The sequence below is a fragment of the Rhodoblastus sp. genome, assembly GCF_052145335.1.
GTDB lineage: Bacteria > Pseudomonadota > Alphaproteobacteria > Rhizobiales > Beijerinckiaceae > Rhodoblastus.
This window is the reverse complement of the sequence record NZ_JBKQOU010000328.1, coordinates 1-6670: the sequence shown is the minus strand read 5'-3', so window position 1 is coordinate 6670 and position 6670 is coordinate 1. Positions and strand designations below refer to the sequence as shown.

Annotated in this window: 6 protein-coding genes and 1 pseudogene; 3 read left to right on the top strand and 4 right to left on the bottom strand. The window is 55.0% G+C overall.

Features of this window, described 5'->3' with window-relative positions; all coding sequences use genetic code 11:
* Window positions 1–385 precede the first annotated feature (385 nt).
* A complete protein-coding gene (locus ACLP2E_RS20225; protein WP_442466932.1) occupies window positions 386–2332 on the top strand; it encodes a hypothetical protein in 1947 nt (648 codons plus the stop codon).
* A 131-nt stretch (window positions 2333–2463) separates the two neighbouring features.
* On the opposite strand, the gene ACLP2E_RS20220 is transcribed toward ACLP2E_RS20225, so the two are convergent.
* Genes ACLP2E_RS20220 through ACLP2E_RS20210 form a run of 3 tightly spaced genes read right to left on the bottom strand, consistent with a single transcriptional unit; the run spans window position 2464 to window position 4620 of the window.
* Entirely contained in the window at window positions 2464–2886 is a 423-nt protein-coding gene (locus tag ACLP2E_RS20220) for a GtrA family protein (protein WP_442466931.1), read from the bottom strand.
* On the bottom strand, window positions 2883–3614 hold the full coding sequence (locus tag ACLP2E_RS20215; protein ID WP_442466930.1) for a class I SAM-dependent methyltransferase: 732 nt from the start codon (window positions 3612–3614) through the stop codon (window positions 2883–2885). The genes ACLP2E_RS20220 and ACLP2E_RS20215 overlap by 4 nt, the downstream gene beginning before the upstream one ends.
* 25 nt (window positions 3615–3639) lie before the next feature.
* Complete coding sequence (locus tag ACLP2E_RS20210) at window positions 3640–4620, bottom strand: glycosyltransferase (protein WP_442466929.1); 981 nt, start codon at window positions 4618–4620, stop codon at window positions 3640–3642.
* A 241-nt stretch (window positions 4621–4861) separates the two neighbouring features.
* Between ACLP2E_RS20210 and ACLP2E_RS20205 the strand changes: the two genes are divergently transcribed.
* Both ACLP2E_RS20205 and ACLP2E_RS20200 read left to right on the top strand, forming a co-directional pair.
* Complete coding sequence (locus ACLP2E_RS20205; protein WP_442466928.1) at window positions 4862–5299, top strand: hypothetical protein; 438 nt, start codon at window positions 4862–4864, stop codon at window positions 5297–5299.
* A gap of 4 nt (window positions 5300–5303) precedes the next feature.
* On the top strand, window positions 5304–6266 hold the full coding sequence (locus ACLP2E_RS20200; protein WP_442466927.1) for a UDP-glucuronic acid decarboxylase family protein: 963 nt from the start codon (window positions 5304–5306) through the stop codon (window positions 6264–6266).
* A gap of 103 nt (window positions 6267–6369) precedes the next feature.
* On the opposite strand, the pseudogene ACLP2E_RS20195 reads toward ACLP2E_RS20200, so the two are convergent.
* A pseudogene (locus ACLP2E_RS20195) lies at window positions 6370–6670 on the bottom strand (hypothetical protein); the annotation flags it as partial.

Below are 6670 nucleotides of genomic sequence, written 5' to 3'. Positions count from 1 at the left end.
AACCCGCCAAAGGGTTGGCTTCACGGCACAAGCAGTTGCCGCTCTTGAAGGTCACGCTCGCCTGCGAGAGGCGATGGCGACTTCAGCGAACCAGCATCTTGTCCAAACCGCAAAGGCTGTTTAGGGTATTTCCCGTTTAGGAGGAATCGTAGCGTTACTCTTGGCGATTCACTCGACTCCGCTCGTGCAACATCACGTCGGGTGAGCCAGAGATTTACCTACGTAAAGTGCAGAGTGGAGTCGCGTAAATGGGAAATGCTCTAGGCTTTTGGCCGGCGGCGCCCGCTTCTGGATTTCAATATCAAGCGGGACATCCCTGGATGGACCGGTGGCGACGTTTTCCCGAACGTAATAGCCAAATGCCGCATGATTGGGGTATTGCAGGATGGTGGAGCTACGAAATGAGCATTCCCCTCAAGGTCAGCGCGCCGTGAGTTCAGCCTTGCCTCGGCTTCCATTCCGCGTCCCCGGTTTGTGGAAAGCGCTCGCTATCCTGGTCGCCTTGGTCGGAGCGCTCTTTGCAACCGCGCCGCTCCTGACATCTTTCGCTTCCCCGGATGACGAGGGCTACATCCTGGTGTCGCTCGCGCACTACATCAACAATGGACACCTTTACACGCAAACATTTAGCCAATACGGTCCATTATATTTCTATATTCAGGGAATTTTTTTTCAGCTGCTTCACCTGCCAGTGAATCACGACATGGGGCGGCTTGTCACGCTGGTCTACTGGGCAGCGTCGAGCCTGTTAGCGTCGGTTTTCGTGCACCGCTTGTCCAAGAGCCTAGTCTTGGCGTGCGCCGCCGGACTTTGCATTATGCTCGCCGGCAGGGTCCTGGCTGCCGAGCCGGGCCATCCGCAACAAGTGATACTGCTGCTGTACATGATCGCCGCCTGCCTCTCACTGCCTTCGATCTCCGGGCGATACTATCTTCGTCTCCTTCTTCTGGGATGTGTGGGCGCGGCTTTGGTGTTTACCAAGGTGAACGTGGGTGTGTTTTACGTCGCTGGATTGGCGCATGCGGTGGTCTGCCTGCTTCCGTCCAGCAGGTTCCGTTCGATCGGAGTTGGGCTCGCGCTGATTTATGCGGCGGTCTCTCCCTGGCTGCTTATGCATGCTGGCTTGAACAACGGCTTTCGTGGTTACTTTCTCCTTGCAACAGTGAGCGGAATCGTCACATTCGGTTGCGGCTCGTTAGTCCGGCCCCCACATCACTTACCCCTGCGCGCCGCAATCTGTGCTGGAACAGGCCTGCTTGCAGGCGCAGTGGTGCTCATTATTGCCACGTCGGTTCAAGGTATGTCGGTGGGCTCCCTGTTTTGGGGGGTCATCCTAAATCCGCTGAGTCATCCTAATGTTTACCAGGATCCGCTGCGCGTCACCCGACTCCCCTTGTTAGCTGCCCTCATACTAACTGCAGGCATGGTCGGCCTGAGATCATCGGGGCGCCGTCTGGCCGAATCGCGGTGGCTCGACGCGCTGCGATGCGCCGCTGGAATTGGTTCGATTTTGTTATTGACCCTGCACCATCGAATCGAATTGGTCGCGCCCCTGCTCCCCCTGACCTTGATACCGCAATCACACTGGGAACGTGACGCCGTTGCGCCTTTCTGTCGTTTGTTTATCACCTACATGGCGGTGACCCAGTTCCTGGAACCGTATCCAGTGGCTGGCAGCCAGGTTGCGATCGCGGCGGCTCCAATGATTCTTTGGGCTTTCCTGTGCATCGCCGACGGGATCGCCGGACTGCGGGCGGCCTCGGTCAGGCCGTTTCATGACTTGGGTAAAGGCTTGCGGTTGGACGAGGCGATTGGCGGGGCGATCCTGATCTATTTCGCGGGCGTTAGCGTGAATCTTACCGCCCACGGCCAGTTTCCCCCGGCCTCCACCAAGCTGAATGGGTCTGAATGGCTGCATCTACCAGTGGAGCAAGCGAGGCAGTTCGAGTCCATCGCCCGGCTCGCAAATATAAACTGCAGCACGCTGTTCAGCATGCCCGGCATGGGAAGTTTCAACATGTGGTCCGGGATTCCCACGCCTAACGGATGGTTTCTCACCCTTTGGATGAAGGGCGTGGATGCCGAGCGGCAGGCGGAAATTCTGAGCATCATGAAATCGGATCCGCGAGCCTGCGCCATCGTTAACCGCCCCCTCGTGCGAGCTTGGGTTGGAGACGAGGCGGATGTCGCGGCATTGCCGCTGTCGCGCTTCATCATGACCGACATGATCAAGGTGGCTGAATTCGGCGACTACGAAATAAGCGTCCACCCCCGCCGGACTTCACCGTGGTTGGATGAAGGCGTTTCAGGAGCGAGGCCAATCGCCGATTGATCGGAATGAGGGCGTCTCGCAACGCCATTCTTCCCGCCCCACCGTGCATCGAGGTCAGTAAACGGCGGTTCGCTCGGGTATGTTATCGTCCATCGACCCAATTGGTAAGTCCGACCGTGCGCGCCTCGCATCTAACGAACGTCGCGGAATATCCATATGCGACCCAGCAAGAAACTGGCCGCCGGATAAGCAAAGGCAACGCAAAGTGAAGCGAAGCGATAATCGACTCGAAGGGTTTCGGTTATTAAATATGTAGCAGCAGCGGCGATGCAAGACAGCGCGGTCGAGCTTAAAAGGAACCGAGGAAGATAAAATTCGTGGCGACCAACCTTGGAGAACGTCACCTTGTGATGGCCAAAATAGGAAACGAGAACAGAGACAAATGATGCAATCGATGATGCAACCGTCGGGCTAGCGGAAAATGACGGAAGCGCCGGAAGCGAGATGGCGACAAAGACATAAACCGAAGTCGCCACTGCGCCGACAATGCCGAAACGAACGAGTTGCCACAACGAACCGGAAGCCATCTGCATCGAATATTTCAATGATCTCATATCTTTTGCCACACCATGACGATGGTTTTTCCAAAGAGCGAGCCAAATGCCATGTCGGTATAAATCGATATCGGAACCATTCCCCGATCCCAAAGCCGTAGCTGACTTTTTGTCGGCGTCGATTTTCTCAAGAAGAGTCGGTTGATCAGGGAAGCGAAAAAGCCGACGCTATCAAGGTAAAACGTTCGTTGAAGCGATAGGCTTTGAACTGTTAGACGTTGTGCATCCCTCTTGATGTATCGCCTGTGATGGCCGACCGCGCGATCGAATTCGCTATAGAGCGAGTTGAAGGCTGGGGACAGAACAATAGCGCGTCCGCCAGGTTTCAGATGAGCGGCTGCCAAACGCAACTCATCCTCATCTTTCTCGATGTGCTCAAGCACGTCGATGTAGAGGATCGTGTCGACCCGAACCCCAGGATCGAGGTCGCCAAGCACGCCGCAAATCACTTCGCAGGAGGCCGGCAACTCCCCGGCTGCTATAAGTGATTTTAAATGCGAAGCGTGAGTGGGATCAGGATCAAGGCACAACCATTGAGAATGGTCATCGTTGCAGAGATATTTGGTCGAGCCTCCTAGTCCGGCGCCGACTTCAATAACGCTTCCACTCACGTAAGCTCTCAGCTTGCGGGACCAGTATTTCTTCCAATTAATCGCCTCCGCGAACGCATCCAGTTCCGCGCCCGGGTAGGTCAGTTCGGTCTGAGTTGTAGCTCTCAACGGAATCATGCCGTGCTTCCCCTTTGGATCAGAATTACTCGCTTTTCGTGTTGGGTTCAAAAGTGTACAAGACAAATGCGCCGGCATCCACAATGGGTATAAAAGGTTTCAAGCTGCGAGAGTTGAGCAACTGAAACACCGACAACCCCGCCAAAAGCACCGCCTGAAAAAAGATAATCGTCATGGACGCCGCGATGTACGACGCCCACCCCGGTATCGCCAAGTCCGTGCCTAGCTTAATTCCAACAACAGCGACTATGCCTGCTAGCACCAACACGCCAAGAATGCAGGAGAATCCAATAATGCGTACAATTATGACCTCAGCATAAACGGACATTGCACTCACTCCATGCAGAGTCAGGCTGACAAAGTTCATGCTAGAATGCCCAGCGAAGCGCTTGCCGCGATCGATTTGAAGCTTCATGTAAGGAAGGCGTGATTTGGCGATGGTCGCCGCCAGATTGTTCCATACTGAGGGATTGTGGACCAACGCTTCCACTGATTTCCGGGGTATGACGCTAAAGTTTCCGAAGTTGATGGTTTGACCGGTCAGTAGACTGAATATAAATTTATAAATCGAGTAGAACGTCCTGAACATCAGACCCTCCGCGCGTTGGCCGCGTTTTGCAACGACTATGCGATCAGGCTGCTCGTTCCAGGCGGCGATCAACGTCGGCACATCACAAGGCATATCTTCCCCATCACAGTCCATCACCACAACAGCGTCCATATCATCGATCTTGCTTGCGGCGACCAACCCTACCGCAATGGCTCGCTGGTGACCGAGATTGCAAGCTAGGCGAATAATCTGGGTCTCGACGATAGTTCGTTTGCGAGTCAGCAGGTCGGAAACATTCATCAACTCCGAAGAGCCATCATCAACCGCGATTAAGCGCGGTTGGTATTGTGCCAATTCCGGCAACGCCCCAAGCTGCTCCAATAGCTGGCTAAACGCCGTCCAATCATTGAAAACGGGCGTGACAATCACGATTTTTTTGCGTTGAGATATTTCCATCGAGTGGTCGCCTTTGCGTTTTTTCTAATCGTGAAACTTTGACCTTGCCCTTGGGAATCCCTTGGCTTAGGTATTTTGCGGAAACATCTTGGGCAATGTCCCGCTTGATGTTGAGAAACCAAAGCGGGTGTTGCAGCTTGAGAGTCTACGCAGCCTTTGCGGTTTGGACAAGATGCTGGTTCGCTGAAGTTGCCAGCGCCTTTCGCTTGGCGAGTGCGGCTTTAAAAAGCGGCAACTGGTTGTGGGCGTGAAGCCGGCAAAAGCCCTTCGCGGCGTCTTGCATCGCCGCGCCCGCCCAGCACAGCGCCATCGACGGCGAACGCCGTTATTTTACGTTCCGGCAGACACGTCGCACCGTGCTCATGACGTTCTCGATGATATTGGTGCAGGCGAGCGATCGGCGCAGTTCGGGCGGCGGGCGAACCCTTGTGACGGTGAACATTCGCTCTTCATGGTGGTCGCCGGATACCAGGATGTGAACGACTCCGAGCGCCTGCGTTATGATCCAGCGATGCGCTGGACGTCAGTGAAAAAGCGGGTTCGGGTTGTGCTGCATCGCGCGAAAAGCTTGAATTCGAAACCGACTTTCAAGCTTGCCGCAGCCCACCATCTAGGAAATTTCGGATCAAACGCGCCGAGTGTTGGGATAAGAAACAGCATCATCCATACGGAGTTATAGACAAATGGCAGGAAAGCGCGTTTTGGTGACGGGTGGCGCCGGTTTCTTAGGATCGCATTTATGCGAGCGGCTTTTACAGCAGGGCGATTTTGTGCTTTGCGTCGATAATTTCTTCACAGGAACTAGAAGGAATATCCTGCATCTTCTCGATGACAAGCGCTTCGAACTGATGCGTCACGATGTGACTTTCCCACTGTATGTCGAAGTCGATGAAATTTATAATCTCGCTTGCCCAGCATCGCCGATCCATTATCAGTTCGACCCCGTCCAAACGACCAAAACCAGTGTTATCGGCGCCATCAATATGCTGGGTCTCGCCAAGCGGGTTAAAGCAAAAATTTTGCAGGCCTCGACCTCAGAAGTTTACGGTGATCCGACCGTACATCCGCAGCCAGAGGAATATTGGGGCAATGTCAATCCGTTCGGCATTCGCGCCTGCTATGACGAAGGTAAGCGCTGCGCGGAGACGCTGTTCTTTGATTATCGTCGCCAGCACAATCTGCCCATCAAGATCGTCAGAATCTTCAATACTTACGGTCCGCGCATGCATCCCAATGACGGGCGTGTGGTCTCGAACTTCATTGTTCAGGCGCTAAAGGGTGAAAACATCACGGTTTATGGCGACGGATCGCAAACACGCTCTTTTTGCTACCGCGACGATCTCGTCGAAGCCTTTTTGCGCGCGATGGCGACGCCGCGTGAAGTGACTGGGCCGATCAATATCGGCAATCCGAAAGAATTCACGATCCGCCAGCTTGCGGAACTCGTGATCGAGCTTACGGCGTCGAAATCGAAAATCGTCGAAGCGCCGCTCCCGGCCGACGATCCCAAGCAGCGTCAACCCGATATACAAAAAGCCAAGAAATTGCTGGCTTGGACCCCGACGACCGAGCTGCGCGAAGGCCTTGTGAAAACCATCGCTTACTTCGAAGACCTCCTTTCGCAGGAAGGAGTTAACCTCCACTGATCAGTCACGCCGCAAATCAAAGGGCGTGGAAGCATACTCCACGTCAGGCTCTTCTGCGAGATCAATCCAAAGTAAGCGGCACGGCAGCCCCACGGCCCTTCGTTTAGGCTTGCCGATCACGGCGCCCGGCGCGCAATTTTACCAAGCGCCGGCTGGCGGAACGATTCTTAGCGCAACGCCGATGTAGAACGGTGACGACATCGGCGACCACGAAGTGAGCTGTCGCCTTGATCCGGTCGAGTTCGGCTTCCGACACGTCGGGCATCATGTTGCGGCCCAACGGATTGACCGACAAGATCGGTGCCAGGGTCGACCGGAACTCCGAGAGCATGATTTTGGTCCAGGGCTTGAGCAGGTCGCCCGGCGGGTAGCCCGGGCGGCCCGTCGCCTTCGGCGTGACGCGA